This window comes from Streptomyces sp. NPDC051740 (assembly GCF_044453165.1).
GTDB classification, from domain to species: Bacteria; Actinomycetota; Actinomycetes; order Streptomycetales; family Streptomycetaceae; genus Streptomyces; species Streptomyces atrovirens.
This window is the reverse complement of record NZ_JBITCL010000014.1, coordinates 168,044-194,128: the sequence shown is the minus strand read 5'-3', so window position 1 is coordinate 194,128 and position 26,085 is coordinate 168,044. Positions and strand designations below refer to the sequence as shown.

Sequence of the window (26,085 nt, the reverse complement as noted above, 5' to 3'; positions counted from 1 at the left end):
TCACGCCGTCGCCGAGTGTCCGCCGGTGCCGCGGCGGCCGGTGCGCTGTCCCATCACGTCGGCGCGCACCCGGGCGCAGCTGCGGCTGATGAGACGGGAGACGTGCATCTGGGAGATGCCCAGCCGGTCGGCGATCCGGCTCTGGGTCATGTCCTCGAAGAACCGCATGTAGAGGATGGCGCGCTCGCGCTCCGGCAGCCTGCGCAGGCCCTCCTTGGCGGACTCGCGGTCGACGACGATGTCGTAGGAGGAGTCCGCGGCGCCGAGGGTGTCGGCGAGGCTGTAGCCGTCGTCGTCGGACGACAGTTCCGCGTCCAGGGAGAGGGTGCTGAAGCTCTCCAGGGCCTCCATGCCGGCGCCGACCTCGTCCTCGGTCAGCCCTGTGTGGGCCGCGATCGCCGCCACGGACGGCTCGGGGCTGCCGGGGTTCTGGGTGAGTTCGCGCCGGGCCACCCGCACCTTGTTGCGCAGTTCCTGCACCCGGCGGGGCACGCGCAGGGCCCACATCCGGTCGCGGAAGTGCCGCTTGACCTCGCCGGTGATGGTGGGGACGGCGTAGCTCTCGAAGGCGCCGCGGCTCGGGTCGAAGCGGTCGATGGCCTTCACCAGGCCCAGGGCGGCCACCTGGCGCAGGTCCTCGACGGCCTCGCCGCGGTCGCGGAAGCGGCCGGCGATGCGGTGGGCCATGGGCAGCCACGCGGTGACGAGCTCGTCCCGGACGGCGTCCCGCTCGGGGCCGTCCTCCAGGGAGGCCAGCCGGGTGAAGAGGGCGGTGGTGTCGGGGGCGTCGTCGTGCCGCCGGCGGGGTGCGGCGGTCGTCGTGTCGGAGGGGCCGGAACGATGGGCGGTCGTGTCAATGAGCATGCGGTTCGCTCCCGAACGGTGGTTTCAGGGATCTACCGCGGGAGGGCCGTCGCCGGGACGCCCGGAGGGTCCACAGCAGGCGTACCGCTCCCGCTGGCGCGCCTCCGGTCCGAAGCACGAACCTCCGATTGCCCCCTTGCCGGTGGAACAAACTCCGCTTCCTCACACGATCTGCCGGGCCCGTTCCGGCCGGTCAGGACAGGGGCACCACGGCGGTGATGCACTTGCCTCCGGCGGGCAGGTCGGACACCCGGATGTCGCGGGACAGCCGGCACACGATGGGCCAGCCGTGGCCGCCCGGACGGCGGCGTCCCTGCCGGTCGGCCGACGGCACGACGACGGGCAGCTCGTCGCTGCGGTCGCTCACCGACAGGCGCACTCCGGGACCGCTCACGTCGACCTGGAAGTCGGTGATCCCGCCGCCGTGCAGCATGGCGTTGGTGGTGAGTTCGGAGGCGACGAGCAGGGCGTCCGCCAGGGCCTCGGCGTCGCAGGGGGTGCGGGTGGCCCGGCAGCGTTCGGAGACCGCCCGGGTGACGGCCTCGCGGACCTCGGCCGGACGGCAGGGGCGAGGGGGGCCGGCCCGGTGCGCGCCGGGCGGCTCGAGGGGTTCGGTCGTGTACTCCTCACACATCGTGCGGCTCCCTGATCGGTGACGAAGGAGGTGGAGAATGCCTCGGACCTCCCTTTTCGGCTCACCTGTCCCGGTAGCGGCAAACCTCCCGGCCGTTCGCTGAATGCCTGTCATCCGATCGGCGCACGGGGGTACGCGGACCGTATGACCGATGTGGTGGACTCGGACGAACTGATGCGGCGCATCCAGCGGGCACGGGCCTGCGCGGCCCAGGAGGAGCGGGCCTGGCGGGCCCGGGGCGACGAGCTGGGGCGGGCGGACGCCGGCGATCCCGGCGCGGCGCGCGACGCCGAGGTGCGCGGGGTGGCCTACGGCGTGGTGCTGCGGGTGCTGGACGAGATCCTGACGCCGGGCAAGCGCGCGGCGCAGGGCTGACGGGCGGGGCCGTGTGGGCTTCCGTACGGATTTCCGTACGGATTGAGGCGGGCCGCTGCCGGGCACCCGGAATCCCATGACGGTCGATCACAGCCGGGCGCCGGTTCTGGAAGCACTGGAGGAGTACCACCGCAAGGGGCGGCTGGGCTTCACCCCGCCCGGGCACAAGCAGGCCCGCGGGGCGGATCCCGCGGTGCGTGAGGTGCTCGGGGACGCGGTGTTCCTGGGCGACGTGCTCGCGTCGGGCGGCCTGGACGACCGGCTCGTCCGGGGCAGGGTGCTGCAGCGGGCCCAGGAGCTCATGGCCGACGCGGTCCACGCCGACCACACCTTCTTCAGCACGTGCGGCAGCTCCCTGTCGGTCAAGGCGGCGATGCTGTCGGTCGCGGGGCCGCACGAGAAGCTGCTGATCGGGCGGGACGCCCACAAGTCGGTGGTGTCCGGGCTGATCCTGTCCGGGATCGAGCCGGTGTGGGTGGAGCCGCGGTGGGACGCCGAACGGCACATCGCGCACCCGCCGTCGGCCGACGACTTCGACCGGGCCTTCGACGCCCACCCGGACGCGCGCGGCGCGCTGGTGACCAGCCCGACGCCGTACGGCGCCAGTGCGGCGCTGCGGGACATCGCCGAGGTGTGCCACCGGCGTTCGCGCCCGCTGATCGTGGACGAGGCCTGGGGCGCGCACCTGCCCTTCCACCCCGATCTGCCGTCCTGGGCGATGGACGCGGGCGCCGACATCTGCGTGACCAGCATCCACAAGATGGGCAGCGGTCTGGAGCAGGGCTCGGTGTTCCATCTGCGGGGTGATCTGGTGCCGCCGGCGCTGCTGGGCATGCGCGCCGATCTGCTGGGGACCACCAGCCCGTCGGTGCTGATCTTCGCCGGTCTCGACGGCTGGCGGCGGCAGATGGCGCTGCGCGGCAAGGAGCTGATGGGGTCGGCGCTGGCGCTCGCCGACGGGGTCCGGGCCGCGATCGAGGAGATCGACGGCATGCACGTCGCCGACCGGGACGACTTCTGCGGCCCGGGGCTGGCGGACGACTTCGATCCGCTGCCCGGTGTGATCGATCTCGACGGTCTCGGCATCACCGGATTCCAGGCGGCGGACTGGCTGCGCGAGCACCGCGCCGTCGACGCGCACCTGGTGGACCACCGCCGTATCGGGATGCAGATCACCCACGGCGACGACCGGGAGACGACCGGGGAACTGCTGTCGGCGCTGCGGGACCTGGGCCGGGCGGCGCGGAGCCTGCCACGGGCGCCGAGGGTGGACGTGCCGTCGCCGGGCGAACTGCGGATGGCGCAGGCGCTGCTGCCGCGGGACGCGTTCTTCGGCCCGGCCGAGGACGTGCCGGTGGACCGGGCCGCCGGACGGATCGCGGCCGAGATGGTCACGCCGTATCCGCCCGGGATCCCGGCCGTCCTGCCGGGCGAACGGCTCACCGAGCCCGTGCTCCGTTATCTGCGGACGGGGCTGGCCGCGGGCATGCACCTGCCGGACCCGTCGAACCCCGGTCTGGACACGGTCCGGGTGGTGGACGAGCGCGCCGCCCGGGACCAGTGAAACAGGTCACGTGACCCGATTACCCGGACACCGCCGAAATGGTTTATCGTTCATTCATACGTGGTGGCGGAGTCGACCCCCCGTCCTCCGCACACCACCGCTTACGGCCCTGGCTGGCTTCCCCCGTCCAGCCAGGGCTTTTTCATGCCCGGGCGGGGGCCGGCGGCAGGAACCGGACGTCCCGTGTCCGCCGAGGTGCCCCGAACGGCCGCAGCGGCTGAAATGAACGTAGGGAAAGCACCGGAACCGAATGCCCGGCGAGGAGCCCCGCGCCATGACCAAAGCGATCAAACTCCTGACCGCCCTTCCCCCGCCGCAGCGCGAGCGCCTGATGGCACTGGCGCGGGAGGTGTCCTTCCCCGAGGACACCCGCATCTTCGAGGCGGGAGGCACCGCCGACCGGTTCTGGGTGATCCGCTCCGGCGCGGTCTCGCTGGACCAACGGGTGAACGACCTGCACCGGGTGACCGTCGCCGGTCTCGGCGCGGGTGATCTGCTGGGCTGGTCCTGGCTGTTCCCGCCCTACCAGTGGGACTTCGGCGCCGTGGCCTTCAGCCAGGTGCGCGCCTACGAGTTCGACGCGGCGGCCGTGCTCCGGCTCTGCGAGGAGGACCCGCCGCTCGGGCTGACCCTGGTGCGCAGCGTCGCCGAGGTACTCGCCCACCGGCTGGAGACGACACGCGGCAAGCTGATGGAGCAGTACACGATGCACCGGCGCGGCGGGACGCTGTAGCGCCCGCGCCCCCGGTGACGACGCGGCGCGAGCACCGGGGCGGCCCCGCGGGGGCGGAAGCGGAGCCCGCGACGGCCGCGCGGGACCGGAGACGGAACCCGCGACGGCCGTACGGGACCGGAGACGGAACCCGCGACGGCCGTACAAGGGTGAAGGCGGAATCCGCGACGGCCGGGCACAGTTCGTCGCCATGGTGGTGAAGACGTCCCGCGTCCGCGGCGGGGGCCACTGCCGTGGCACCGGGAAGCGCGCGGGCCTCCCCGGTGTCAGGCTCCCGCGATGAGCGTCAGGCCGAGGACGATCATGGTGGCGGCGACCAGGCCGTCCAGGACCCGCCAGGCGGTGGGGCGGGCCAGGAAGCGGCTCAGCAGGCGGGCGCCGAAGCCGAGCGCCGCGAACCAGCAGACGCTGGCCAGTACGGCACCGAGGCCGAAGGTCCAGCGCAGCGGGCCGTGGTCGGCGGCGACCGAGCCCAGCAGGAACACCGTGTCGAGGTAGACGTGCGGGTTGAGCCAGGTCATGGCGAGACAGGTGAGCACGGCCCGGCGCCGCGAGCCCGCCGCCTCGCCCGCCGTCTCCAGTCCGGCGGCGGCCGGGCGCAGCACCCGGCGGGCGGCCAGGGCGCCGTAGCAGAGCAGGAACGCGCCGCCGATCCAGCCGACCGCCGTCAGCGCGCCGGGCCACGCCACGACCACCGCGCCGACCCCGCCGACACCGAGGGCGATGAGCGCCGCGTCGGACAGGGCGCAGATGCCGACGACGGCGAGTACGGCGTCGCGGCGGACGCCCTGGCGCAGGACGAAGGCGTTCTGGGCACCGATGGCGACGATGAGGGAGAGGCCGGTGCCGAATCCGGCGGCGGCGGTGGTCAGGGTGCTGGTCATGCCGAGGACGCTACGGGCGGGAAGACCCTGCAGTACAGCTAATGATTCTTACGTAGCATTAGCTCCCATGATGAAGGATCTTCCGCTGGACCAGGTGAGGACCCTGCTCGCCGTGGTGGACGAGGGGACGTTCGACGCGGCGGCCGCCGCGCTGCACGTCACGCCCTCGGCGGTGAGCCAGCGGGTGAAGGCGCTGGAACAGCGCACGGGGCGGGTGCTGCTGCTGCGCACCAAGCCGGTGCGGCCGACCGAGTCGGGCGAGGTGCTGGTCAGGCTCGCCCGCCAGACGGTCCGGCTGGAACGGGACGCGTACGCCGAGCTGGGGCTGAGCGGTGCCGGGGAGCCGACCCGGGTGCCGGTGGCGGTGAACGCGGACTCGCTGGCGACCTGGTTCCTCGGGGCCCTCACCCGCCTGCCGGCCGACTCGCGGCTCCGCTTCGAACTGCGACGGGAGGACGAGGCCCATACGGCGGCGCTGCTGCGGGAGGGGACGGTGATGGCCGCGGTGACCTCGTCGCCGGACGCGGTGCCGGGCTGTTCCGTACGGCATCTGGGGCGGATGCGCTATCTCCCGGTGGCGAACCCGGAGTTCGCCGTACGGCATCTCGCGGGACCACTGCGGGAGGTACTGCCCGTGGCGCCCGTGGTGGTGTTCGACCGGAAGGACGACTTCCAGGACGGCTTCGTGCGCCGGCTCACGCGCGGACGCACCGAGGCGAGCGCGCTGCGCCACCACGTGCCGACCTCGGAGGGCTTCGCCGAGGCGGTCGCCGCGGGCCTGGGCTGGGGCATGGTCCCCGAGGCCCAGGCCGGCCCCCTGCTCGGGTCCGGCCGCCTCGCGGTGTTCGCCCCGGACCGGGAGGTCGACATCTCCCTGTACTGGCAGCAGTGGAAGCTGGACTCCCCCGCGCTGGCGGCGGTGGCGGACGCGGTCACGGAGGCGGCGGCGGAGGCCCTGCGCCGCTAGGCCAGGCTGTTCCCGGCGCTCTCCAGGAGCATGTCCAGTGCCGTCGGGTAGGCGCTGGTGACCATGCGGGTGGCCAGCAGGGGCGCGGCCTCGGCGATGCGGGGGTGGGTGGCGGCGGGGAGGCGGGCGTAGGTGGAGCGCCACATCTCCTCGTCGGCGTGGAGTGCGGCGTCGGGCAGGGCCAGGGACGCGGCGTCGAGGGCGGCGAAGGCCAGCGTGGTGTCGATGAAGGCGTGGTAGACGCGGACCGTCTCCGGCAGCGGGAAGCCCGCGGTGCGCAGCACGTCGAGGACCGCCTCGTCGGCCGCCAGTTCGTTCGCCCGGCCGGAGACCCGGCTCGCCGTGAGGACGGCGGCCTGCGGGTGCGACACATAGGCGGCGTGGATGCGCAGCCCGACGGCCCGCAGGTCGGCCCGCCACTGTCCCGTGGGCCGCCAGCCGTGCAGCGCCTGGCCGATCAGCGCGTCCCCGATGGCGAGGGTCAGCTCGTCCATGCCGCGGAAGTAGCGGTAGAGGGTGCTCGGGTCGCAGTCCAGGGCGAGGCCGAGGCGGCGGGCGGTCAGACCCGTGCTGCCGTGCTCGCGCAGCAGGCGCAGCGCCGTCTCGACGATCAGCGTCTCGGACAGGACCCGGCCGCTCCTGGTCGGCCTGCGGCGCCGCCGGCGCTCCTCGGGAACCACGCGTTTCGGCACCGTCGTCTCCTCGCGCCCTTATGCCAACGCCATTGACCTTATGCCGTCGCGAGGCGTTGTATCTCCGGCCGGGGCCCCGCACACATCCCGGATCCACGAGGATCCACGAGGCAGAGAGGGAGTGCTCCGTCATGCGCGTACTGCTGGTGGGAGCCGGCGGCGTGGGTACCGCCGTCACCCGGATCGCGGCCCGGCGGCCGTTCTTCGACCGGATGGTGGTGGCCGACCACGACCGGGGCCGGGCCGGGGCGGCGGTCGCCGCGCTCGGCGTGGAGGGGGCCCGGTTCCGTGCCGAGCGCGTGGACGCCGGTGACGAGGACGGGGTGGTGGCGCTGCTCGAACGGCACGGCTGTGACGTCCTGCTCAACGCCACCGACCCCCGGTTCGTGATGCCGCTGTTCCGGGCCGCGCGCCGCGCCGGTGCCACCTATGTCGACATGGCGATGTCGCTGTCCCGGCCGCACGCCGAACGGCCGTACGAGGAGTGCGGGGTGAAGCTCGGCGACGAGCAGTTCGCACGGTCCGAGGAGTGGGAGAAGGCCGGTGCGCTCGCCCTGGTCGGGATGGGCGTCGAACCGGGGCTGTCGGACGTCTTCGCCCGGTACGCCGCCGACGAACTCTTCGATGGGATCGAGGAGATCGGCGTCCGCGACGGCGCGAACCTCACGGTGGACGGCTACGGCTTCGCGCCGTCCTTCAGCATCTGGACCACCATCGAGGAGTGCCTCAACCCGCCCGTGGTCTACGAGGAGGGCCGCGGCTGGTTCACCACCGAGCCGTTCAGCGAGCCGGAGGTGTTCGACTTCCCGGAGGGCATCGGCCCGGTGGAGTGCGTGAACGTCGAGCACGAGGAGGTGCTGCTCGTCCCGCGCTGGGTGGACGCCCGCCGGGTGACCTTCAAGTACGGTCTGGGCCGCGAGTTCATCGACACGCTGAGGACGCTGCGCCTGCTGGGCCTGGACCGCACCGAACCGGTGACCGTGCCCGGCCCGGAGGGTCCGGTGCGGGTCTCCCCCAGGGACGTGGTGGCCGCCTGTCTGCCCGACCCGGCGACGCTGGGCGAGCGGATGCACGGCAAGACCTGCGCCGGCACCTGGGTGCGGGGCGTGAAGGACGGGGCGCCGCGCGAGGTGTACCTGTACCACGTGGTCGACAACCAGTGGTCCATGGCCGAGTACGGCTGCCAGGCCGTGGTGTGGCAGACCGCCGTCAACCCCGTCGTCGCCCTCGAACTGCTCGCCGGCGGCGCCTGGTCGGGCACGGGCGTGCTCGGTCCGGAGGCGTTCCCCGCGGGGCCGTTCCTGGAACTGCTGACCGCGTACGGCTCGCCCTGGGGACTGCGCGAACAGTGACCGCGCGCGGCGTCCCGTTGTTTCACCTCCGGTGGACAGGTGACCCGAAAAGGAGTAAGGCGCCCAAAAGGGCGCCTGCCCGTTTTCACACCGATGATCGCAGGTGACTCTCGATGGACAACTGGCGCGAACGTGCGGCCTGCAGGACCGAGGACCCCGACCTCTTCTTCCCGATCGGCACCACCGGCCCCGCCCTGATGCAGACGGAACAGGCCAAGGCCGTGTGCCGACGCTGCCCCGTGCAGGAGCAGTGCCTCCAGTGGGCGCTGGACACGGGGCAGTCCATCGGGGTGTGGGGCGGTACGAGCGAGACGGAACGCCGTGCCCTGAAGCGCCGTATCGCCGCCCGGCGCTCCTCCGGCTAGCCGGGCCCGGCGGTCTCGCCGTGCCCGGCCCGGTGCGTCGCAATACGCTCGCGGGACACCGCCGGAAGGGGCCGACCATGAGCGTGCGCGTGCGCCGTGTCCACGAACCGCCCGAGCCGGACGACGGGGTCCGGGTCCTGGTCGACCGGCTGTGGCCGCGCGGTCTGGCGAAGGACGCGGCGCGGGTGGACGAGTGGCCCAAGGGGCTGACCCCGTCCACCGGGCTGCGCCGCTGGTACCACGCGGACGACCGGCCGTACGAGGAGTTCCGCGAGCGCTACGAGGGGGAACCGGCCGCCCCGGAGGCCGCCGAACTCCTGGATCACGTACGGGAACTGGCCGGGAAGGGCCCCGTGACCCTGCTGACCGCGTCCAGGAGCCCGGAGACCGGTCACGCGGAGGTGCTGGCCCGCCTGCTGGAGGACTAGGCGGTGTGCGCGGCCGCCGCGCGTCCCGCCGCCCGGCCCGAGAAGAGGCAGCCGCCGAGGAAGGTGCCCTCCAGGGCGTTGTAGCCGTGGACACCGCCGCCGCCGAAGCCCGCCACCTCGCCGGCCGCGTACAGGCCCTCGACGGGCCGGCCGTCGGCGCCGAGCGCGCGGGAGTCGAGGTCGGTCTGGATGCCGCCGAGGGTCTTGCGGGTGAGGATGTTCAGCTTGACGCCGATCAGCGGGCCGGCCGCGGGATCGAGGATGCGGTGCGGGGTGGCGACGCGGCCGAGGCGGTCGCCGATGTAGCGGCGGGCGTTGCGGATGCCCTGGACCTGGGCGTCCTTGCTGTAGGCGTTGGCCATCTGCAGGTCGCGGGCCTCGATCTGGCGGCGTACGAGGGCCGCGTCGAGCAGCGGTTCGTCGGTGAGGGCGTTCATCTTCTCGACGAGCTGCTCGACGGTGGGGGCGGTCACGAAGTCGGCGCCCTTGCGCAGGAACGCGTCCACCGGGCCGGGGGCGCCCTTGCCCAGCACGCGGGTGCGCAGGAAGCCGGCCCGGTCCTTGGCGGTGATGTCGGGGTTCTGCTCGGAGCCCGACAGCGCGAACTCCTTCTCGATGATCCTCTGGGTGAGGACGAACCAGGAGTGGTCGTGTCCGGCGATGTCCCCGGTGGTGCGCAGGTGCTTCAGCGTGCCGAGGGTGTCGTAGCCGGGCAGACAGGGGTCGGGCAGCCGGCGGCCGAGGGCGTCGAACCACATCGAGGACGGTCCGGGCAGGATGCGGATGCCGTGTCCGGGCCAGATCGGGTCCCAGTTGCGCAGTCCCTCGGTGTAGTGCCACATGCGGTCCCGGTTGACCAGGCGCACGCCCGCGCGGGCGCTGATGTCGAGCATCCGCCCGTCGACGTAGGCCGGGACCCCGGTGACCATCTCGCGGGGCGGGGTGCCCAGCCGCTCGGGCCAGTACCGGCGGACGATGTCGTGGTCGGCGCCAATGCCGCCGCTGGTGACGATCACGGCCTGGGCGGTGAGCTCGAACTCGCCGATCGCCTCGCGGCTGGAGGCGACACCGCGCGGTGCGTCGTCCTCCGCGAGCACCGTGCCGCGCACCCCCCGCGCGGTGCCGCCCTCGACGACGAGTTCGTCGACCCGGTGACGGTGGTGGAAGGTGAGCAGTCCGTCGCGGGCGGCCTGCCGGGCGTACCGGACGAAGGGCGCGACGACGCCGGTCCCGGTGCCCCAGGCGATGTGGAAGCGGGGCACGGTGTTGCCGTGTCCGTCCGCGCGGAGGTCGCCGCGCTCGGCCCAGCCGACGGTGGGCAGGAAGGTGATGCCGTGGCCGTCCAGCCAGGACCGCTTCTCCCCCGCCGCCCACTCCACGTACGCCCTCGCCCAGCGCACCGCCCAGGAGTCCTCGTCGTCGAGCCGGTCGAAGCCCGCGCTGCCCTGCCAGTCGTTCCAGGCGAGGTCGAAGGAGTCCTTGATGCCCAGGCGCCGCTGCTCCGGGGAGCCGACGAGGAACAGCCCGCCGAAGGACCAGAAGGCCTGCCCGCCGAGGTTGGCGGCGTTCTCCTGGTCGACCAGGGCGACCCTGCGGCCCCTGCCGGTCAGCTCGTGGGCCGCGACGAGGCCCGCGAGTCCCGCTCCGACGACGATGACGTCGGCATCCATGGCGACCGTCCCTTCCTGTTGTGCGGTGACTGTGGTGCGGTGACTGTCATGCGGTGAGCAGCGCGGTCAGCAGTTGTTTCAGCCAGGCCCGGGCGCCCGCGACGTCCCGGTCAAGGAGCAGTCGGGTGGTGACACCGTCGTAGGCGGCGACCACGGCGTGCGCGGCGCCCTCGACGTCACCGAGCACGGCGGGCAGTCCGGTGTGGCCGCGGGCCCGCGCGAGCCGGTCCCCGACGGCCCGCCGCAGCCGCGCCCGGTGCTCCAGCAGGGCGCGCGCCACCTCCGGGTCACGGGCGGCGTGCACCAGGAAGTCGGTCTTGACCAGCAGCCAGTCGCGGTCGAGGAGCAGGACCTCGGTGACGCGGTCCACGGCGGCGGGCACGTCGAGGTCGGGTCCGTCCTGGGCGAGGGCCCCGGCGACCTGTTCGGCGATCAGTTCGGCGCGCTCCGTGTAGAGGGCGAAGAACAGTTCGTCCAGGCCGGCGAAGTTGGAGTAGAAGGCGCCCCTGGTGTAGCCGGCGGCCTCGCAGACCTCCTCGATCGAGACGTGCCCGAAGCCCTTGGCGGCGAAGACGGAGAACGCCGCTTCGAGCAGGTTCGCGCGCGTGCGCAGCCGGCGCCTGGTGACGCGCCCCTCCGTACCGCCCACCGTCATGGTCGCCCCTTCGTTCGATACGGGAACGTATCCGATACACCGGTGTATCGAAAGGCCCGGGAGCGGCGGGATCACACCGGAGTCCCGCCGGGCCGGCGCCGCACGGCCGCGCCCGCCACCCGCGCCCGCGCCGCGATCTGCTTTCCTTCTCCCGTCCGGCAGGAACGACTGGAACTCGGGACGAACATGCGAGCAACCGTGCGGCACGTCGCGGACGGCACCTTCCTGGTGCACGGCACGAACACCAACTGGGTGATCCTGACCGAGGGGGACGCCGTCACGCTGATCGACACCGGCTACCCCGGCGACCGCGAGGGGCTGCTCGCCTCCCTCGCGGAGGTGGGGAGTTCGCCGGAGGCGGTGACGGCCGTACTGATCACGCACGCCCACAGCGACCACCTGGGCTCCGCCGAGTACCTGAGCGCCGCGTACGGCACCCCCGTGTACACCCACAAGGCCGAAGTCCCGCACGCCCGGCGGGACTTCCTGCACCAGGTGACCGTCGGGCAGGTGCTGCGCAACGGATGGCGGCCGGGTGTGCTGCCCTGGGCGGCGCACGCCCTGCGCTCCGGCGGGACGGCGGACGTGGCGGTCACCGCGCCCGAGCCGTTCCCGGGGGCCGGTCCCGGTCCGCTCGATCTGCCCGGCCGGCCCGTGCCCGTGCACACGCCCGGCCACACCGCCGGGCACTGCGCGTTCCACTTCCCGGGCACCGGGGTGGTGGTGTCGGGCGACGCCCTGGTGAGCGGCCATCCCACCTCGCGGACCGAGGGACCGCAGATGCTGACGGACATGTTCCACCACGAGCGCGCCACCGCCGTCGCCTCGCTGGACGTCCTGGCGGAGCTGGACGGCGACCTGCTGCTGCCCGGACACGGCCCGCTGCACGAGGGGCCCGTACGGGACGCCGCCCGGCTGGCCCGGGAGCGCGCGCAATAGGGTGGGACGACGATCGCCCACGAGACGAGGACACCCCCGCCATGGCACTGCAGATCAACGCCACCAACCCGGAGCATCCCGCGCTCCTGTTGGAACTGCCGTGGCACCTGCCGCTGGAGGAGTGGCCGGAGGAGTACCTGGTGCCGCTGCCGCGCGGCATCTCCCGGCACGTGGTGCGCTACTCGCGCGCCGGCGACGAGGTGATCGCGGTGAAGGAGCTCGCCCGGCGGCCCGCGCTGCGCGAGTACGAGCTGCTGCGCGACCTGGACCGGATCGGCATCCCCGCGGTGGACCCGCTGGCCGTGGTCACCGGCCGCACCGACACCGCCGGTGAGCCGCTGGAGAGCGTGCTGATCACCCGTCACCTCGGCGGCTCGATGCCGTACCGGTCGATGTTCGAGACGACGCTGCGCCCGGCGACCATGCACCGGCTGATGGACGCGCTCGCCGTGCTGCTGGTGCGGCTGCACCTGGCCGGGTTCGCGTGGGGCGACTGCTCGCTGTCCAACACGCTGTTCCGGCGCGACGCGGGCGCCTACGCCGCGTATCTCGTGGACGCCGAGACCGGTGACCTGCACCCGGAACTGAGCGTCGGCCAGCGGGAGTACGACCTCGATCTCGCGCGGGTCAACATCAGCGGCGAGCTGCTCGACCTGGAGGCCTCCGGGGCGCTGCACCCCTCCGTCGACCCGATCGAGTTCGGCACCGAGATCTGCGCCCGCTACACGGGGCTGTGGCAGGAGCTGACCCGTACCTCCGTCTACCCGGCGGGCAAGTACCACTACATCGAGCGCCGCATCCGCCGGCTGAACGACCTCGGTTTCGACGTGGCCGAGATGCAGATCGAGCACGCCTCCAACGGCGACACCGTCACCTTCGTGCCCAAGGTCGTCGACGCCGGCCACCACCAGCGGCAACTGCTGCGCCTGACCGGGCTCGACGCCGAGGAGAACCAGGCCAGGCGGCTGCTGAACGACCTGGAGAGCTGGATGGCCACCCAGGACGACTACGCGCCCGGCGATCCCCTCGGCGCCCGCCCCGAGGTCCTCGCCCACCGCTGGGTGCGCGAGGCCTTCCGGCCCACCGTGCGGTCCGTGCCGCCGGAGCTGCGCGGCCCGATGGACGCCGCGGAGATCTACCACGAACTGCTGGAGCACCGCTGGTACCTGTCCGAGCGGGCGCAGCACGACATCGGGCTCGACACGGCCGTCGAGGACTACATCAGGAACATCCTCCCGAAGGCGCGCGAGACGCTCCGGCCGACGGACGACTAGCCGGCCGGAGCGCGGGGTCAGGCCGGCGGAACCACGGCCACCGGGCAGTCCGCGTGGTGCAGGACGCCGTAGGCCACCGAGCCGATCCTGGCGCCTACGGCCGTGCGGTGGGCGCGGCGGCCGACCACCGTCAGCTGGGCGGTGCCCGCCACCGACAGCAGCACCTGTCCGGCGCTGCCCATCTCCACGTGCTCGATCACGTGCACGTCCGGGTAGCGCTCCCGCCACGGCGCGAGGGCCGCCGCCAGCGCCTTCTGCTCGTACGGTTCCAGGCCGCCGGCCTCGTCGAGGAGCTGGAGCGAGGCGGGGCTGTAGGCGAACACCGGGGGCAGGGTCCAGGCCCGTACGGCGCGCACCGTGGCCCCGCGCCGGGCCGCGGTCTCGAAGGCGAGGCCGAGCGCGGCGGCGCTGTCCTCGGGGTCGCCCTGCTGGCCGACGACGATCTCGTGTCCGGCGACCTCGTTCGACGGCTGGTCCCCGGCCCTTACGAACACCACCGGCCGCTCGGCGTCGACGACCACCTGCTGGCCGACCGAGCCGACCAGGAAGCCCATGATCCGCCCGTGTCCGCGCGAGCCGAGCACCAGCAGCTCCGCGTCCGCGGCGGCGCCGGTCAGCGTCCGCACGGCGTCGCCCTCCAAAACATCCGTCGTCACGGCCAGGTCGGGGTGGCGTTCACCGACGGCGCGGACCGCCTCCTCCACCGACGCGCGCACCCACTGCTCCTGCGTCGTCCTGTCCCCCGTGTCCACCGCGTCGTGCGCCTCGAACCGCCAGGCGTGCACCACCCTGAGCGGCAGTCCCCGGCGGACCGCCTCCCGCGCGGCCCAGGCCAGCGCGGCGAGGCTCTCCCCGGTTCCGTCGATCCCTGCCGTGATCGGGCGCGTCATGCGGTTCCTCCAGGTGTCGTGTCCACTTCGCGTGAGCCAGTCTTCCCTACGCTCCGCGGCCCGCGCACACCTGAGCGCGGGAGCGCCGTCGAACATACGAGGGGCAGGGCCGGTGCGGTGGCCGCGGGCGAGGACGGGATGCGGCTGCCGGTGGTGATCACCCCGGACGGGACGCCCCTGGTGGAGCCGGAGTCCGTGGACCTCGCCGCACGGGTGGGCCTGGCGACGGCCCCGGAGGCCGGCTTCTACGACCTGGTGGTGATCGGCGGGCGGCGGGGCTCGGCGCGGCGGTCTACGGGGCCTCCGAAGGGCTGCGGACCGTGCTGGCGGAGCGGTCGGCGACCGGCGGGCAGGCGGGGCAGTCCTCCCGGATCGGGAACCACCTGGGCTTCCCCGACGGCGTGTCGGGGGCGCGGCTCACCGAGCGGGCGCGGCGGCAGGCCACGAAGTTCGGCGCCGAGATCCTCACCGCCCGTGAGCCACCCGGCGGACCAGCCGTCACCGGGCCCGGCGGGACGGGCGCCGTCGGACTGGGCCCGGGCGCTGCGCCGCTGAGGAACCGCGGCCGGGAACCCGCGGCCGCCGCTCGTCGTTGTCCGGACACCCCCACCGGTCCGTGTACGACGACAGCAGGACGGCGTGATGCAGGAGTTGGTCCCCGGCGGCAATCTGGCCCTCCCGGGCGGTGCCGTGACCGTCCGCGTGCCCGGCCCCTTCGACGTGTCCGCGCTGATCACGGACGACGGCGGAAAGGTGCGGGGCGACGGCGACTTCGTGTTCTACAACCAGCCGTCCGCACCGGGCGCCCGGCTCGCCGGGGACACCCTCACCGTCGACCCGTCGGCGCTGCGTCCCGGTGCCGCGCGCGTCATGGTGGCCGCCGGCCCCGCCGAGCCCGGCACCCCGCTGAGCGGCCTGCCCGTCCCCGTGCTCCAGGTCGCCGGCGCCGGCGGACGTCCGCTCGCCAGGTTCTCCCCGCCCCGGGTGCGCCAGGAGGCCGTGCTGCTCCTCGCGGAGATCTACCGGCGCGGCGGGGAGTGGAAACTGCGCGCGCTGGGGCAGGGGTACGCCGATGGACTGGCCGGTCTCGCACGGGACTTCGGGGTCGACGTGGCGGACGACGACGGGGCGGTCGCCACACGCGCGGCACCCGCCGCCCCGGCCCGCCCGGCCGCCGGGGACGGCTTCCTCGAACTGGTGAACTCGGCCCGGACCGCCGCCGGTTCGCCTCCGGTCGCCCATGACGCGCGGCTGGCCGGCGCGGCGCGGGAGCACGCCGGCATGATGGCGCGGGGCGGACGCCTCGGCGTCGAGGGCGTGGACGGCGTCTCCGTCCACCAGCGGGTCGTCGCCGCCGGATACCCGTACCTCACCGTCGGCGAACACCTGGTCTCCGGGCCGCTCACGGTCGACCGGTTCGTCGACCACTGCCTGCGCCACGAGGCGGCCCGCCGCACCGTGTGCGACCCCTCCTTCACCCACGCCGCCATGGGGTCCTGCGAGGGGTCCGGCGGCCTCTACTGGACGGCGCTGTGGGCCAGTCCGCTCACCCCGGACGGGCTGAACCGTACGACCGGCGAGGTCGTCGACCTCACCAACCGGGAGCGCGCCCGTGCCGGACTGCCGCCCCTGTCCCACGACCCCCTGCTGACCGCGGCCGCGCAGGCGCACAGCGCCGACATGGTGGCCCGCGACTTCTACTCCCACACCGCGCCCGACGGCGGCAGGCCCTGGGACCGGGCCGCCGCCGCGGGTTCGGCGCGGCGGACGGTCGGCGAGAACATAGCGTGCGGCCGGCGCTCGGCCGCCGAGGTCGTCCGGGGCTGGATGAACAGCCCCGGTCACCGCGCCAACATCCTCGAGGCCGGTTTCACCCACATCGGCGTCGGATTCGCGGGCGGCGGCCGGGCGGGCACGTACTGGACCCAGCTCTTCGGCGGCTGACGGCGCCGGGCCCGGGGCCGTCCGTACATGATCCTGGCGGAGGGAGGGAGTCCGGGCGAGGATGCCCTCATGAAGGGTGACCTGTTTTCCAGTCAGCACATGGTGCAGCCGGCCACGGCTCCGGGCATGTCCGTCGAGAACGCCAAGTGCGTCCGCTACACGGTCAACGGCGAGATGCTCGCCCGGCAGGGCGCGATGGTCGCCTACCGCGGCGACCTCCGGTTCGAGCGCAGGGGGCAGGGCGTCGGCGGCATGCTCAAACGGGCGGTGACCGGTGAGGGACTGCCGCTGATGACGGTGCGCGGTCAGGGCGAGGCCTGGTTCGCGCACGAGGCGCAGAACTGCTTCATCGTCGACGTCGACCCGGGCGACGAGTTCACCGTCAACGGCCGCAACGTCCTGTGCTTCGACTCCTCGCTGTCGTACCGCATCGCGACCGTGAAGGGCGCCGGCATCGCCGGCGGCGGACTGTTCAACAGCGTGTTCACCGGGCAGGGCCGGCTGGGGCTGGTGTGCGAGGGGAATCCGCTGGTGATCCCGGTGTCGCCGCAGTACCCGGTGTACGTGGACACGGACGCGATCGTCGGCTGGACCGCGGGCCTGGCCACCTCGCTGCACCGTTCCCAGTCGCTGGGCTCGATGCTGCGCGGCGGGTCGGGCGAGGCCGTGCAGCTGATGCTGCAGGGCGAGGGGTACGTCGTCGTCCGGCCCAGTGAGGCGACACCGCAGAAGGCCCAGCAGCACTGAGCGATGTTGACCTTGGCCGCCGGGCGGGTCAGGGTGGTGTACGGCACGGATCACACCCCCGCGCCGGAGAGGTGACAGTCGTGATCGGGATCGCCGACATCGAGACCGCGGCCGAGCGGATCGCCGGGCACGTGGTGCGGACCCCGACCGTGCCGAGCCCCGGCCTGTCCGCCCTGCTCGGGGCCCCGGTCACCACGAAGCTGGAACTGCTGCAGCGCACCGGTTCGTTCAAGGTGCGGGGTGCGGCGGCGAAGCTGCTGTCGCTGAGCGGGGCCGAGCGGGCCGCCGGGGTCGTGGCGGTGAGCGGCGGCAACCACGGGATCGCCCTCGCGGTGATGGCCGCCTCCCTCGATGTGAAGGCCACGGTGGTGATGCCGCGTTCGGCGCCCCTGCGGGCCGTGGAGATCGCGGAGTCCGCGGGCGCGTCGGTGCGGCTGACCGACGACATGGACGGCGCGTTCGCGCTCATGACGCGGCTCCAGCAGGAGGGGCTGACCCCGGTCCACCCCTTCGACGACCCGGTGGTGATCGCCGGCCAGGGCACGGTGGGGCTGGAGTTCGCCGCGGACGCCGGTGACCTCACGGACGTCCTGGTGAGCATCGGGGGCGGCGGGCTGATCGCCGGGGTGGCGGCGGCGCTGCGCGCGCTGCGGCCCGGGGTGCGGGTCTGGGGCGTGGAGACCGAGGGCGCGCAGGCGATGTCCGAGGCGCTGGCGGCGGGCGGCCCGGTGCCGGTGGAGCTGACGTCGATCGTCTCCACGCTCAGCGCCCCGGCCGTCTCCCCGCTGACGTACGAGCATGTGTCGGAGCTGGTCACCGAGGTGCTGGTGGTACCGGACCGGGAGGCGGTGCGGGGCTCGCTGGAGCTCGCGGACCACGCCAAGGTGTGGGCCGAGCCGGCCGCCGGCTGTCTGCTGCCCGCCGCGCGGCGGGTGCTGGAGCGGGTCGGCGAGGGGGCCCGGCTCGGTCTCGTGGTGTGCGGCGGCAACGCCACCACCGGCGACATGATCGCCTGGACGGAACACTTCGAACTTCGCTGAGCCTCCCGTTGAACGGACCCCGCCCGCTCCCCGTACCACTGGGGACAGCGGGAGCCGGCGGTTCGACGGGGGATGGCCATGGGCAGGGCGCGCGTCTCCACGGAACGGCCGGTCGCCGGACGCTACCGGCTGGTCGAGATCACCCATCGCGAGACCAACCGCGTCCGCTGGTACGCCGACGATCTGCGGACCGGCCGCCCCTGCCTGGTCACCCAGGTCGGGCTCCCGCGGGACGCGGCCGGTGCGCGGCGCGCGCCCTCCCGCGTGCCGCGGGCGACGGAGAGCGTGGCGCGCCTGTGCCCCGGCCGGATCGCCGGCGTCGTCGACACCGTCGAGGAGGGCGGTTTCCTGTGGACCGTCACCGCGTGGATCGACGGCACACCGCTCGACGAGGTCCTCGCCGAGGAGGGCACGTTCCCCCCGGTGCGGGCCGCCCGCGTCGCGCTGGAGCTGCTCGACGTACTGGAGGCCGCGCACGCCGGGGGCGTCACGCACGGCGAGCTCAGCCCCGGCCAGGTGTTCCTGTGCGAGGGCGGGCCGGCCGTCGTCACCGGGTACGGCCTGGCCGGCACGGTGCCGGCGTCCCGGCTCACGGCACCGTCGTACGCCTCCCCGGAGCAGGCCCGTGACGAGCGGACCGGGCCCGCCGCGGACCTGTGGGCGCTGGGCGCGATCCTCCACACGATGCTGGAGGGGCGTCCGCCGTTCCGGGACCGCGGGCGGCCCGAGGCCACGCTGAAGGGCGTGGACCGGCTGCCGCCGCGCGCACCGGTGCGGGCGGGCCCGCTCACCCAGGTCGTCCAGGGGCTGCTGCGCGAGGACCCGCGGGAGCGGCTGACCCGCCAGGTGGTCCGCGGGGCGCTCATCCGTGTGCTGCGGGAGGCCCCGGAGGCGGCGCCGGTCCCCCGGCCGCACGGCTCGCACACCGGCACCGTGCGGTACGCGGGCCGGGAACGGGGCAGACGGACGACGCTCCTCGGCACCACGCTCGCCGTCGTCACGGTGGCGGTCGCCGTGCTCGCCGCGGCGCGGGGGCTGCCGGGCGCCGGCGGCGGTTCCGCCGCCGACGCGCCGCCGCCCTCGGCGTCCGCGCCGGCCGGCCCACCGGACGGATCCGGGGACCCGTCCACGCCCACCCCGTCCCCCTCCCCGTCGGACGGCACGGGCGGCCTCCCGCCCGGCTACCGCGCCTACCACGCCCCGGAGGGCTTCTCCGTCGCGCTGCCGAAGGGCTGGGAGCGGCTGGACACCTCCCGCGGCGCCGACCGGGGCTACCGCGTCACCTTCGGCGCCGACGGGGACCCGCGCACGCTCGCCGTCACCTACAGCGAGCGGGTGGGGCCGGACGCGGTGGCCGTGTGGCGGGACGACGTGGAGCCGCGCCTGGAACGGTCCGGCGCCGGCTACGAGCGGATCGGCGGGATCCGGACGACGACGTACCAGGGGCGCGAGGCCGCCGACCTGGAGTGGTACGCCGAGGCCGGCGGCGCCCGGGTGCGCACCCTCGGCCGCGGGTTCCTGCTGGGCGGCGGGCGCGGCTTCTCGCTGCGCTGGACGACCCCGGCCGCCGGCTGGGAGGAACCCGCGAGCCGGGAGGCCCTGCGGACCTTCCTACGGACGTTCCGGCCCGCCGCGGACTGAGCCGCGCGGGGCGCGCAGCTTGCGCAGGGGCCACTCGTGCAGCGGGCGGGTGAGCCAGCGGGCGGTGAAGGTCCGGTCGGTGAGGGAGCAGGTGACCCGGAGGCGGTGCGGCGTCTCCAGGAACACCAGGTCCACGGCGAGGGTGTCGCCGTCGGCCCAGCCTCCGCTCGCGGCGGCCGGGGCGGGCTTCTCGGCGGTCGTCCACCCCTGCCCGGCGGAGAACGGTGCGCCGAACCGTTCTCCGTCCTCGGTGAGGGTCAGCGTCCAGCCGCCGCCGGCGTCCGCCGTGACCTCGGCTGCGGTCAGCTTCGGCTGGTCGGCGCAGCCCCCGCCCTCCGGGGTGAACGCGGCGCCGGACCAGTCCCCGGCCCGCTCCGGCGGTACGGGGCCTCCCCCGGCCGGGGGCAGGGCGAGCCGTTCGAGGCGTTCGCGCAGGGCGGTGTCCCTGGCCTGGCGGCCGGTCAGCGGCTCCGGGTGGAAGGCGGGCAGGAGGTGCCGCCAGACCAGGTCGAGGTACTCCTGCGTCCGCTCGGTCGCCGTCGTCACGGCGACCACCGCGTCGTGCTCGGGCAGGACGAGGCAGAACTGCCCGTAGGCCCCGTCGCCCCGGAATCCGTGCCGGGAGACCCAGAACTGGTACCCGTAGCCGCGGTTCGAGTCCTGCCGGTCCCCCACCAGCGCGGTTCCGGCGGTCGGTGTGTGCGGGTGGGAGGCGCGGGCGGCCCATCCCTCGGGCAGCAGCCGTTCGCCCCGCCACACCCCGTCGTTCAGGTACAGCTGGCCGAGCCGGGCCACGGCGTCGGTGGCGGCGTGCAGTCCGCTGAAGCCGATCTCGCGGCCGGTGCGGTCCCGCTGCCACAGCGTCTCGCCGATGCCCAGCGGGTCGAACAGCCGGGGCCGCAGATAGCCGGTGAGCGGCTGTCCCGTGACCCGCTGCACGATCGCGCCGAGGGTGTACGTGCAGGGCTGGTTGTAGGCGAAGACGGTGCCCGGGTCGCGCTGCGGCGGCTGGAGCAGGAAGCCGCGCACGGGTTCGGCGGGGTCGGCGGCGAACGCCGCGTCGACGGTCTCGCTCTCGTGGCCGCTGGCCATGGACGCCACGTGCCGGACCAGCATCGCCCGGCTGCGCGGGTCGGTGATGCCGGCCTCGAACTCCGGGAAGTACGACAGCACCGGGGCGTCGAAGTCGAGCAGTCCCTCGGCCTCGGCGAGGGCGGCGGCGGTCGCCGTGAAGCTCTTGCTGAGCGAGTACAGCAGATGCGGGCGCCGCGCGGCGTACGGTGCCCACCAGCCGGCGGCCACCAGGTGGCCGTGGCGCAGGATCATCAGGCTGTGCGGCTCGATGTCCGGGGCGGCTTCGAGGGCGTCGAGGAAGGCGTGGACGCCGGACGCGTCGACGCCCTGGGCGGCGGGCTCCGCGGCGGGGAGCGGGTGGGCGGTCATGAGGGGCATCCTGCCCGGGGCGCCGCCGGGTGATCCATCGTTTTCCCCGCCCCCGGCCGGGGGACCCGGGGCACATGGTGCGAATCGGATACACGATGATGACCGAGCAGGCTGGGCCCCGTGAGCTGGTCGACCATGTGGTGCGGGCCGAGGAGGCCGGCTTCGACTTCTCGGTGACCTCGGACCACTACTTCCCCTGGCTGGCGTCGCAGGGTCACGCGCCGTACGCCTGGAGCGTGCTGGGTGCCGCCGCGCAGGCCACCTCGCGCATCCCGCTGATGACGTACGTGACGTGTCCGACGCTGCGCTACCACCCGGCGGTGGTGGCGCAGAAGGCGGCGACGACGCAGCTGCTGTCCGAGGGCCGGTTCCGGCTGGGGCTCGGCTCCGGCGAGAACCTCAACGAGCACGTGGTGGGCGGCGGCTGGCCGTCCGTGGACGTGCGGCACGAGATGCTCGAGGAGGCGGTGGAGATCATCCGCGCGCTGTTCGAGGGCGGCCACGTGAACCACCGGGGCACCCACTTCGACGTCGAGTCGGCCAAGTTGTGGGACCTGCCGGACGAGCCGCCGCCGATCGGTGTCGCGGTGTCCGGGAAGCGGTCCTGCGCCCTCGCGGGCCGGCTCGCCGACCTGGTGATCGCCACCGAGCCGAAGGCGGAACTCCTCGACGACTTCGACCGGCACGGCGGGCAGGGCAAGCCGCGGGTGGGGCAGCTTCCGGTGTGCTACGACCCCGACCGGGACGCGGCCGTCGAACGCGCCCACGACCAGTTCCGCTGGTTCGGCAACGGCTGGAAGGTCAACTCGGAGCTGCCGCACCCGGACTCCTTCGCGTCGGCGACGCAGTTCGTCCGGCCCGACGACGTCGCCGGGTCGATTCCGTGCGGCAGCGACCCGTCGGACTTCGTCGAGGCCGTCCGCCCCTACGCCGAGGCGGGTTTCACCGAGATCGCCCTGGTGCAGATCGGCGGCGAGTCGCAGCCGGCGTACCTGGACTGGTCGGAGAAGACGCTGCTGCCGGCGCTGCGGGACGCCCTCGGCTGACGCCCCCGACGGTCCCGCACGGCCGGTGATTCACCCATAGGGCTGAGCATCTTGCGTGGATGCGGGGTACTAGAGGGCTCTACGTCGGTACTTCCCGGAGGCCCTTTCGTGAACTCGTTCGTGCACAAGACCCTGGTGGTGGAGCTCCAGGCGGGCGACACGGACCGCTTTCCCGTGCTCGCCCACCTGAGCTACGACCCGTCCGACCCGTTCGCCGTCACCATCGTCTTCAGCCACGACGGCCGGGTCCTCGCCCGCTGGCAGCTCGACCGGGAGATGGTCACCGAGGGTCTCACCCGCCCGGTCGGCATCGGGGACGTACGGCTGCGGCCGGAGTCCCGGGGTGTGGGGCGGGAGCTGCGGATGGAGTTCCTCGGCGAGGCCCACGCCGACGGCGGCCGGCACCACGCGGTGGTGTTCGCGTGGGCCGAGACCGTCGGCGGGTTCCTGCACGAGACCCGGCTGCTGGTGCCGCCGGGGTGCGAGGAGGTCCGGGTGGACGACTTCCTCGCGGACGTCCTCACCGGGAACTGAACTCCCCCTGGCGCGCGGTGTGGCGGTACCGGGCCCACATCGGCAGGCCGAACCAGCACAGCAGGTACCAGGCCACCACTCCGGCCACCAGGTAGGGCACGAAGCCGTCGTGGGTGGCCACGCGCAGGATGAGCAGCAGGGAGCAACTGGTGGTGGCCAGCAGCAGCAGGAGGCCGAGCAGGGTGAGCCGGGAGGCCCACCGCACGGCCTGCGCCTTGATGCGCCGTCCGGAGACGAGCCGGTGCAGGGACACCGGGCCGATGAGGGCGCCGGTGGCGCAGGCGCCCAGCACCACCGTGATGAGGTAGATCGTCTGATCGGTGTCGGAGAGTCTGGCGTAGGTCGGGGTGAACACGACGGTCAGCAGGAAACCGAAGAGGATCTGCACCCCCATCTGGGCGACGCGGACCTCCTGGATGAGCTCCGTCCACATCCGGTCCGCTCTCTCGTCCTCCGTCTCGTTCCGTCCCCGGCGCCTGCCCTCGCCCCGCTCCGTGTCCGACACAGTGCCTCCCTTTCCGTTGGTCTCCCTCCTCCGGATGCCCCGAAAGCCGCCGTCCTCCCAGGCCGGTCGCCGGTTTGGGGGTGCGGGGCACGGTTACACGGACGGCGATGACACCGAGGCCAGGAGGTCGTGGACGTATGTCGGACACCCAGCTCACCGTGACGTTCAGCGGCGGGGACGCCGACGACGCCCGGGCGGTCGTCCGGGTCCTGGAGGGCACGTTCGGGGACGCGGAGCAGCGTCCCTCCGCGGCGCACGCGACGGTCCGCGTGGCGACGTTCACCGGGGAGAAGCGGGAGGCGGCGGCCGGGGCCGCGGACGCGGGGCCGCTGTCGGCGCCGGTGACCGTCACCGTGCAGGGCACTCCGGAGGCGGTGCGGCGGGCGAGCGACACCCTCACGCGGTCCTTCACGGCGCGCGACGAGGGCGCCGCCTCCGGCGACCAGGAGCAGGAGCGGCAGCTGCTCCTGGAGCCGTGACGTCCGTCGCCGCTACCAGCGGCCCTCCACCTGGTCCTTGATCCGCCGGTCGTAGAGGTCCCGGATCGCCGTGAGCGTCGCCCCGGGCAGCTCCGGGAGCCGGGCGGCGGCCGCGTTGGCGCGGGCCTGCTCGGGCGTGCGGGCGCCGGGGATGACGGTGGTGACGCCGGGCTGCTCGATGATCCAGCGCAGGGCGAGCTGGGCCGGGGTGTATCCCTCGGGGGCGAGCGCGGCGAACTCGGCGGCGGCCTCGACACCGGTCGCGTAGTCGACGCCGGAGAAGGTCTCGCCCTGGTCGAAGGCCTCGCCGTGCCGGTTGAAGCTGCGGTGGTCGTTCTGGGCGAAGACGGTGTCCCGGGTGTACTTGCCGGACAGCAGTCCGGAGGCGAGCGGGACGCGGGCGATGATGCCGACGCCCGCCTCGCGGGCCGCCGGGAGGACCTCGCGCAACGGCTTCATGCGGAACGGGTTGAGGATGATCTGCACGCTCGCCACGTTCGGCCGGGCGATCGCGGTGAGCGCCTCCGCGCAGGTCTCCACGCTGACGCCGTAGGCGGCGATCCGCTCCTCCTCCACCAGGGTGTCGAGGGCGTCGAAGACCTCGTCGGTGGAGTAGACGGGGGTCGGCGGGCAGTGCAGCTGCACCAGGTCGATCCGGTCGACGCCGAGGTTGCGCCGCGAGCGGTCGTTCCAGGCGCGGAAGTTGTCCAGGACGTAGTTCCCGGGGATCTGGTCGACCCGGCGGCCCATCTTGGTGGCGACCAGTACGTGCAGATCGGGCCGTCCGCCGATGAACGACGCGATGGTCTGCTCGCTGCGTCCGTCGCCGTACACGTCGGCGGTGTCGAAGAAGGTGACGCCCGACTCGGCGGCGGTCTCCAGCACCGCGAGGGCTTCCTTGTCATCGACGTCGCCCCAGTCCGCCCCGAGTTGCCATGTGCCGAGACCGATCACGGAGGCGTGCTGCTGCGACCTGTCGAATGTGCGCTCGTCCATGGGGGTCAGTCTGTCATCCGTGCCGCCCGGCCGGCGGGCGGCTCCCCCGTCGTCGTGCGCCCGCTCAGACGCTCCGGGCCGCCGTCCGGCACTCGGGGTGGCCCCAGCCCTTGTCGTTCCTGGCGATGGGTTCGCCGGCCGCGTAGGACCGTCCGCACGGGCAGCGGCCCGGGAACTTCGCCTTGATCGTGCGGGACGACGAGCCGCCGCGCTGCCGGGGTGTCCTCGCCGGGCCGGAACCGCGCTTGGCCGTGCCGCCCGCCGGGCGGTCCGGGGCGGCCGGCGGCTCGGGCGAGCCCAGCTCGCTGCCGGCGTCCTCCTGGGCGGTGGCCGCCCGGCTGGCCGCGCGGTCGGCGAAGTCGTTGAGCCGGTCGCCGTCGACCTGGTGGGCGGGGACGTAGCGGAACTCGACCGAGCGGTCCTGGAGGAGTTCGTCGATGCGGACGACGAGTTCCTGGTTGGCGACCGGTTTGCCGGCCGCGGTGCGCCAGCCGTTGCGCTTCCAGCCGGGGAGCCAGGTGGTGACGGCCTTCATGGCGTACTGCGAGTCCATCCGGACCTCGAGCGGTACGGCGGGGTCGGTCGCCGCCAGCAGCCGCTCCAGCGCCGTGAGTTCGGCGATGTTGTTGGTGGCCCTGCCGAGCGCTCCCGCCTCCCAGCGGACCGGCCTCTCGGCGTCGTCGGCGACCACCCAGGCCCAGCCGGCGGGTCCCGGGTTTCCCTTCGAAGCCCCGTCGCACGCGGCCACAACTCGTTCACGCATGCGCCCGATCATGCCATGTCCGCCCCGGGCGGGCCGGGCCCGCCCGGGGCGGTGACGCCCCGCGGGCCGCCGGCTGTCGCGTCGGCCCGGCGCGGGGTGCCTCCGGGCGGTACGGCCGTGGCTTCGGCCCCTTCCGGACGGGGCCGGGCCGTCTCACTCGCCCGCGTACGCCTTCTCCAGGGCGGCGATGTCGAGCTTGCCCATCGTCATCATGGACTTCATGGCGCGGTCCGCCTTCCGTCGGTCCGGGTCGCTGATCATCTCGGTCAGCCGCACCGCGTTGACCTGCCAGGAGACACCGAACCGGTCCTTGAGCCAGCCGCAGGGGCCGTGCTCGCCGCCGCCCTCGACGAGCTTCTCCCAGTAGTGGTCGATCTCCGCCTGGTCCGCGCAGTCGAGCTGGAAGGAGATCGCCTCGTTGAACGTGAACTCGGGCCCGCCGTTGAGCGCGACGAACTTCTGGCCGTTGGCCGTGAACTCCACGGTGAGCACGGAGCCCTCGGCGCCGGGCGTGGCGCCGGTGTTGCGGACGACGTCGCCGAGGCTCGAGTCCTTGAAGACCGAGACGTAGAAGTTCGCGGCCTCCTCGGCCCGGCCGTCGTACCAGAGGCATGTGGTGAATCCGTCGGTGGTCATGAGTACCTCCCGGGCGTGGAACACG

General features: G+C 73.8%; 28 protein-coding genes and 1 pseudogene. 17 read left to right on the top strand and 12 right to left on the bottom strand.

Annotated elements, in window-relative coordinates; genetic code table 11:
* Both ACIA6T_RS23810 and ACIA6T_RS23805 read right to left on the bottom strand, forming a co-directional pair.
* Positions 1-864 carry a SigB/SigF/SigG family RNA polymerase sigma factor gene (locus ACIA6T_RS23810; RefSeq protein WP_399448474.1) on the bottom strand — a complete coding sequence of 288 codons (864 nt, stop codon included), beginning with the start codon at positions 862-864 and terminating at the stop codon, positions 1-3.
* 193 nt (positions 865-1,057) lie between these two features.
* Entirely contained in the window at positions 1,058-1,498 is a 441-nt protein-coding gene (locus tag ACIA6T_RS23805) for an ATP-binding protein (protein WP_399448473.1), read from the bottom strand.
* Between the two features lie 144 nt (positions 1,499-1,642).
* On the opposite strand from ACIA6T_RS23805, the gene ACIA6T_RS23800 reads away from it, so the two are divergent.
* The 3 genes from ACIA6T_RS23800 to ACIA6T_RS23790 all read left to right on the top strand — a co-directional run bounded on the left by ACIA6T_RS23800 (position 1,643) and on the right by ACIA6T_RS23790 (position 4,170).
* The gene (locus tag ACIA6T_RS23800) at positions 1,643-1,873 is read left to right on the top strand and encodes a hypothetical protein (protein WP_399448472.1); all 231 of its coding nucleotides are present in this window, start codon (positions 1,643-1,645) and stop codon (positions 1,871-1,873) included.
* 76 nt (positions 1,874-1,949) lie between these two features.
* Positions 1,950-3,437, top strand: a complete 1,488-nt coding sequence (locus ACIA6T_RS23795; protein WP_399448471.1) for an aminotransferase class I/II-fold pyridoxal phosphate-dependent enzyme — start codon at positions 1,950-1,952, stop codon at positions 3,435-3,437.
* Positions 3,438-3,711: 274 nt separating this feature from the next.
* Positions 3,712-4,170, top strand: coding sequence for a cyclic nucleotide-binding domain-containing protein (locus tag ACIA6T_RS23790; protein WP_399448469.1), 459 nt, complete (start codon positions 3,712-3,714; stop codon positions 4,168-4,170).
* Between the two features lie 266 nt (positions 4,171-4,436).
* Here the strand turns inward: ACIA6T_RS23790 and ACIA6T_RS23785 are convergent, their stop codons facing one another.
* Positions 4,437-5,054 (bottom strand): LysE/ArgO family amino acid transporter, encoded by a 618-nt coding sequence (locus tag ACIA6T_RS23785; RefSeq protein WP_399448468.1) that lies wholly within the window; start codon positions 5,052-5,054, stop codon positions 4,437-4,439.
* A gap of 67 nt (positions 5,055-5,121) precedes the next feature.
* Between ACIA6T_RS23785 and ACIA6T_RS23780 the strand changes: the two genes are divergently transcribed.
* On the top strand, positions 5,122-6,021 hold the full coding sequence (locus ACIA6T_RS23780) for a LysR family transcriptional regulator ArgP (RefSeq protein ID WP_399448467.1): 900 nt from the start codon (positions 5,122-5,124) through the stop codon (positions 6,019-6,021).
* On the opposite strand, the gene ACIA6T_RS23775 is transcribed toward ACIA6T_RS23780, so the two are convergent.
* The gene (locus ACIA6T_RS23775) at positions 6,018-6,713 is read right to left on the bottom strand and encodes a TetR/AcrR family transcriptional regulator (RefSeq protein ID WP_399448466.1); all 696 of its coding nucleotides are present in this window, start codon (positions 6,711-6,713) and stop codon (positions 6,018-6,020) included. The two genes, ACIA6T_RS23780 and ACIA6T_RS23775, sit on opposite strands and share 4 nt — an antisense overlap.
* Before the next feature lie 131 nt (positions 6,714-6,844).
* On the opposite strand from ACIA6T_RS23775, the gene ACIA6T_RS23770 reads away from it, so the two are divergent.
* The 3 genes from ACIA6T_RS23770 (at position 6,845) to ACIA6T_RS23760 (ending at position 8,858) form a co-directional block, all read left to right on the top strand.
* On the top strand, positions 6,845-8,065 hold the full coding sequence (locus ACIA6T_RS23770) for a saccharopine dehydrogenase family protein (RefSeq protein ID WP_399448465.1): 1,221 nt from the start codon (positions 6,845-6,847) through the stop codon (positions 8,063-8,065).
* Between the two features lie 113 nt (positions 8,066-8,178).
* Positions 8,179-8,430: a WhiB family transcriptional regulator gene (locus ACIA6T_RS23765; protein WP_399448464.1), complete on the top strand. Its 252-nt coding sequence runs from the start codon at positions 8,179-8,181 to the stop codon at positions 8,428-8,430.
* A gap of 77 nt (positions 8,431-8,507) precedes the next feature.
* Complete coding sequence (locus tag ACIA6T_RS23760) at positions 8,508-8,858, top strand: DUF488 domain-containing protein (RefSeq protein ID WP_399448462.1); 351 nt, start codon at positions 8,508-8,510, stop codon at positions 8,856-8,858.
* On the opposite strand, the gene ACIA6T_RS23755 is transcribed toward ACIA6T_RS23760, so the two are convergent.
* Both ACIA6T_RS23755 and ACIA6T_RS23750 read right to left on the bottom strand, forming a co-directional pair.
* Positions 8,855-10,528 (bottom strand): FAD-binding dehydrogenase, encoded by a 1,674-nt coding sequence (locus ACIA6T_RS23755; RefSeq protein WP_399448461.1) that lies wholly within the window; start codon positions 10,526-10,528, stop codon positions 8,855-8,857. The two genes, ACIA6T_RS23760 and ACIA6T_RS23755, sit on opposite strands and share 4 nt — an antisense overlap.
* A gap of 46 nt (positions 10,529-10,574) precedes the next feature.
* Positions 10,575-11,183 carry a TetR/AcrR family transcriptional regulator gene (locus tag ACIA6T_RS23750; RefSeq protein ID WP_399448460.1) on the bottom strand — a complete coding sequence of 203 codons (609 nt, stop codon included), beginning with the start codon at positions 11,181-11,183 and terminating at the stop codon, positions 10,575-10,577.
* Positions 11,184-11,369: 186 nt separating this feature from the next.
* On the opposite strand from ACIA6T_RS23750, the gene ACIA6T_RS23745 reads away from it, so the two are divergent.
* Together ACIA6T_RS23745 and ACIA6T_RS23740 are read left to right on the top strand one after the other, a co-directional pair.
* Entirely contained in the window at positions 11,370-12,122 is a 753-nt protein-coding gene (locus ACIA6T_RS23745; RefSeq protein WP_399448459.1) for an MBL fold metallo-hydrolase, read from the top strand.
* A 41-nt stretch (positions 12,123-12,163) separates the two neighbouring features.
* The gene (locus tag ACIA6T_RS23740; RefSeq protein WP_399448457.1) at positions 12,164-13,396 is read left to right on the top strand and encodes a DUF4032 domain-containing protein; all 1,233 of its coding nucleotides are present in this window, start codon (positions 12,164-12,166) and stop codon (positions 13,394-13,396) included.
* Positions 13,397-13,413: 17 nt separating this feature from the next.
* On the opposite strand, the gene ACIA6T_RS23735 is transcribed toward ACIA6T_RS23740, so the two are convergent.
* Positions 13,414-14,286, bottom strand: a complete 873-nt coding sequence (locus ACIA6T_RS23735) for a universal stress protein (protein ID WP_399448456.1) — start codon at positions 14,284-14,286, stop codon at positions 13,414-13,416.
* A 111-nt stretch (positions 14,287-14,397) separates the two neighbouring features.
* Here ACIA6T_RS23735 and ACIA6T_RS23730 point away from each other — a divergent pair.
* From ACIA6T_RS23730 to ACIA6T_RS23710, 5 genes and pseudogenes are all read left to right on the top strand, one after another.
* Positions 14,398-14,765, top strand: a pseudogene (locus ACIA6T_RS23730) (fused response regulator/thioredoxin-disulfide reductase); the annotation flags it as partial.
* A gap of 163 nt (positions 14,766-14,928) precedes the next feature.
* Positions 14,929-16,230: a CAP domain-containing protein gene (locus ACIA6T_RS23725; RefSeq protein ID WP_399448454.1), complete on the top strand. Its 1,302-nt coding sequence runs from the start codon at positions 14,929-14,931 to the stop codon at positions 16,228-16,230.
* A gap of 69 nt (positions 16,231-16,299) precedes the next feature.
* On the top strand, positions 16,300-16,977 hold the full coding sequence (locus ACIA6T_RS23720; RefSeq protein WP_399448453.1) for an AIM24 family protein: 678 nt from the start codon (positions 16,300-16,302) through the stop codon (positions 16,975-16,977).
* A gap of 80 nt (positions 16,978-17,057) precedes the next feature.
* Positions 17,058-18,017, top strand: a complete 960-nt coding sequence (locus ACIA6T_RS23715; protein ID WP_399448452.1) for a threonine/serine dehydratase — start codon at positions 17,058-17,060, stop codon at positions 18,015-18,017.
* A 78-nt stretch (positions 18,018-18,095) separates the two neighbouring features.
* On the top strand, positions 18,096-19,658 hold the full coding sequence (locus ACIA6T_RS23710; protein ID WP_399448451.1) for a serine/threonine-protein kinase: 1,563 nt from the start codon (positions 18,096-18,098) through the stop codon (positions 19,656-19,658).
* Here ACIA6T_RS23710 and ACIA6T_RS23705 read toward each other — a convergent pair.
* Positions 19,629-21,101, bottom strand: coding sequence for a serine hydrolase domain-containing protein (locus ACIA6T_RS23705; RefSeq protein WP_399448450.1), 1,473 nt, complete (start codon positions 21,099-21,101; stop codon positions 19,629-19,631). The two genes, ACIA6T_RS23710 and ACIA6T_RS23705, sit on opposite strands and share 30 nt — an antisense overlap.
* A 74-nt stretch (positions 21,102-21,175) precedes the next feature.
* On the opposite strand from ACIA6T_RS23705, the gene ACIA6T_RS23700 reads away from it, so the two are divergent.
* Together ACIA6T_RS23700 and ACIA6T_RS23695 are read left to right on the top strand one after the other, a co-directional pair.
* Positions 21,176-22,147, top strand: a complete 972-nt coding sequence (locus ACIA6T_RS23700; RefSeq protein WP_399448449.1) for an LLM class F420-dependent oxidoreductase — start codon at positions 21,176-21,178, stop codon at positions 22,145-22,147.
* Positions 22,148-22,255: 108 nt separating this feature from the next.
* Entirely contained in the window at positions 22,256-22,681 is a 426-nt protein-coding gene (locus ACIA6T_RS23695; RefSeq protein WP_399448448.1) for an SsgA family sporulation/cell division regulator, read from the top strand.
* On the opposite strand, the gene ACIA6T_RS23690 is transcribed toward ACIA6T_RS23695, so the two are convergent.
* Positions 22,668-23,186 (bottom strand): DUF6328 family protein, encoded by a 519-nt coding sequence (locus ACIA6T_RS23690; protein WP_399448447.1) that lies wholly within the window; start codon positions 23,184-23,186, stop codon positions 22,668-22,670. The genes ACIA6T_RS23695 and ACIA6T_RS23690 overlap by 14 nt on opposite strands.
* Before the next feature lie 137 nt (positions 23,187-23,323).
* Here ACIA6T_RS23690 and ACIA6T_RS23685 point away from each other — a divergent pair, with 137 nt between their 5' ends.
* Positions 23,324-23,665 carry a hypothetical protein gene (locus tag ACIA6T_RS23685; RefSeq protein WP_399448446.1) on the top strand — a complete coding sequence of 114 codons (342 nt, stop codon included), beginning with the start codon at positions 23,324-23,326 and terminating at the stop codon, positions 23,663-23,665.
* Between the two features lie 12 nt (positions 23,666-23,677).
* On the opposite strand, the gene ACIA6T_RS23680 is transcribed toward ACIA6T_RS23685, so the two are convergent.
* The 3 genes from ACIA6T_RS23680 to ACIA6T_RS23670 all read right to left on the bottom strand — a co-directional run bounded on the left by ACIA6T_RS23680 (position 23,678) and on the right by ACIA6T_RS23670 (position 26,060).
* Complete coding sequence (locus tag ACIA6T_RS23680) at positions 23,678-24,661, bottom strand: aldo/keto reductase (RefSeq protein WP_399448445.1); 984 nt, start codon at positions 24,659-24,661, stop codon at positions 23,678-23,680.
* Between the two features lie 64 nt (positions 24,662-24,725).
* Positions 24,726-25,436 (bottom strand): ribonuclease H, encoded by a 711-nt coding sequence (locus ACIA6T_RS23675; RefSeq protein ID WP_399448444.1) that lies wholly within the window; start codon positions 25,434-25,436, stop codon positions 24,726-24,728.
* Between the two features lie 141 nt (positions 25,437-25,577).
* Positions 25,578-26,060, bottom strand: a complete 483-nt coding sequence (locus tag ACIA6T_RS23670; protein ID WP_399448443.1) for a VOC family protein — start codon at positions 26,058-26,060, stop codon at positions 25,578-25,580.
* Positions 26,061-26,085 lie beyond the last annotated feature (25 nt).

Bases quoted from the DNA above. Each gene is read 5' to 3' on its own strand.
- ACIA6T_RS23735 (WP_399448456.1), bottom strand. From the start codon at position 14,286: ATGACGCGCCCGATCACGGCAGGGATCGACGGAACCGGGGAGAGCCTC.
- ACIA6T_RS23720 (WP_399448453.1), top strand. From the start codon at position 16,300: ATGAAGGGTGACCTGTTTTCCAGTCAGCACATGGTGCAGCCGGCCACG.
- ACIA6T_RS23770 (WP_399448465.1), top strand. From the start codon at position 6,845: ATGCGCGTACTGCTGGTGGGAGCCGGCGGCGTGGGTACCGCCGTCACC.
- ACIA6T_RS23670 (WP_399448443.1), bottom strand. From the start codon at position 26,060: ATGACCACCGACGGATTCACCACATGCCTCTGGTACGACGGCCGGGCC.
- ACIA6T_RS23700 (WP_399448449.1), top strand. From the start codon at position 21,176: ATGGTGCGAATCGGATACACGATGATGACCGAGCAGGCTGGGCCCCGT.
- ACIA6T_RS23675 (WP_399448444.1), bottom strand. From the start codon at position 25,436: ATGATCGGGCGCATGCGTGAACGAGTTGTGGCCGCGTGCGACGGGGCT.
- ACIA6T_RS23790 (WP_399448469.1), top strand. From the start codon at position 3,712: ATGACCAAAGCGATCAAACTCCTGACCGCCCTTCCCCCGCCGCAGCGC.
- ACIA6T_RS23680 (WP_399448445.1), bottom strand. From the start codon at position 24,661: ATGGACGAGCGCACATTCGACAGGTCGCAGCAGCACGCCTCCGTGATC.
- ACIA6T_RS23805 (WP_399448473.1), bottom strand. From the start codon at position 1,498: ATGTGTGAGGAGTACACGACCGAACCCCTCGAGCCGCCCGGCGCGCAC.
- ACIA6T_RS23685 (WP_399448446.1), top strand. From the start codon at position 23,324: ATGTCGGACACCCAGCTCACCGTGACGTTCAGCGGCGGGGACGCCGAC.
- ACIA6T_RS23760 (WP_399448462.1), top strand. From the start codon at position 8,508: ATGAGCGTGCGCGTGCGCCGTGTCCACGAACCGCCCGAGCCGGACGAC.
- ACIA6T_RS23785 (WP_399448468.1), bottom strand. From the start codon at position 5,054: ATGACCAGCACCCTGACCACCGCCGCCGCCGGATTCGGCACCGGCCTC.
- ACIA6T_RS23745 (WP_399448459.1), top strand. From the start codon at position 11,370: ATGCGAGCAACCGTGCGGCACGTCGCGGACGGCACCTTCCTGGTGCAC.
- ACIA6T_RS23780 (WP_399448467.1), top strand. From the start codon at position 5,122: ATGATGAAGGATCTTCCGCTGGACCAGGTGAGGACCCTGCTCGCCGTG.
- ACIA6T_RS23810 (WP_399448474.1), bottom strand. From the start codon at position 864: ATGCTCATTGACACGACCGCCCATCGTTCCGGCCCCTCCGACACGACG.
- ACIA6T_RS23755 (WP_399448461.1), bottom strand. From the start codon at position 10,528: ATGGATGCCGACGTCATCGTCGTCGGAGCGGGACTCGCGGGCCTCGTC.
- ACIA6T_RS23750 (WP_399448460.1), bottom strand. From the start codon at position 11,183: ATGACGGTGGGCGGTACGGAGGGGCGCGTCACCAGGCGCCGGCTGCGC.
- ACIA6T_RS23710 (WP_399448451.1), top strand. From the start codon at position 18,096: ATGGGCAGGGCGCGCGTCTCCACGGAACGGCCGGTCGCCGGACGCTAC.
- ACIA6T_RS23800 (WP_399448472.1), top strand. From the start codon at position 1,643: ATGACCGATGTGGTGGACTCGGACGAACTGATGCGGCGCATCCAGCGG.
- ACIA6T_RS23765 (WP_399448464.1), top strand. From the start codon at position 8,179: ATGGACAACTGGCGCGAACGTGCGGCCTGCAGGACCGAGGACCCCGAC.
- ACIA6T_RS23705 (WP_399448450.1), bottom strand. From the start codon at position 21,101: ATGACCGCCCACCCGCTCCCCGCCGCGGAGCCCGCCGCCCAGGGCGTC.
- ACIA6T_RS23795 (WP_399448471.1), top strand. From the start codon at position 1,950: ATGACGGTCGATCACAGCCGGGCGCCGGTTCTGGAAGCACTGGAGGAG.
- ACIA6T_RS23725 (WP_399448454.1), top strand. From the start codon at position 14,929: ATGCAGGAGTTGGTCCCCGGCGGCAATCTGGCCCTCCCGGGCGGTGCC.
- ACIA6T_RS23740 (WP_399448457.1), top strand. From the start codon at position 12,164: ATGGCACTGCAGATCAACGCCACCAACCCGGAGCATCCCGCGCTCCTG.